The following is a 736-nucleotide window of genomic DNA, read 5'->3' as shown; positions in this document are numbered from 1 at the left end:
TGATTATTCCGGGGCTCTCTGAGCCACCTGTCCGGACTTTGAGAGCCACCATTCCGGAGAATGAGAGCCATATATTCCGGTAATTCAGAGCCACAGTATTGGACTCTATTACATATATTTCCTTTATACTGTAAATACACACCTTTGGTGTGAATACAGATAAAGGAGGTCGTAAGTTATGACCAAGTATCGTGAAATCCTACGCTTGAAAAGCTTAGGATTCAGTGAGAGGAACATCGCACAGAGTTGCGGTGTATCCAGAAACACAGTCGCCAAGGTTTTGAAAAAGGCAGCGGAAATCAATCTTTCATGGCCGCTGGATTTCGACATGACCGACAGCGCACTAGAGGAGCTGATGTTTCCTAAGGATAAGTCGGCAACGAATAAACGCATGCCAAACTTTGACTACATCCGCAAAGAACTTCTGCGGAACGGTGTAAACAAAAAGCTTCTCTGGGTAGAATACTGCGAGGAGTGCCGCATGAGCAGCGAAGAGCCTCTAATGTATTCTCAGTTCTGCTACTACATCCAGAAGGATGAAGAAAAACGCAGGGCTACCATGCATATCCCCAGAAAACCAGGTGAACAGATTGAAGTTGACTGGGCCGGTGATCCTGCCCACATCATTGATCCGGACACTGGAGAAATCACAGATGCATGGATATTTGTAGGTGTATTAACTTACAGTCAGTATGCTTTTGTAAAAGCATATATGAATGAGAAAACTGACAACTGG

Annotated in this window: 1 pseudogene; it reads left to right on the top strand. The window is 44.7% G+C overall.

Annotated features, from left to right (window positions below):
• Positions 1–178 precede the first annotated feature (178 nt).
• Positions 179–736: pseudogene (locus DW251_RS18275) on the top strand (IS21 family transposase); the annotation flags it as partial.

Origin of the sequence: Clostridium sp. AM22-11AC, from assembly GCF_003473545.1 — a bacterium.
Lineage (GTDB): Bacteria > Bacillota > Clostridia > Lachnospirales > Lachnospiraceae > Enterocloster.
Note: the sequence above shows the minus strand (reverse complement) of the source record. Positions and strands in the feature narration are given on the sequence as shown.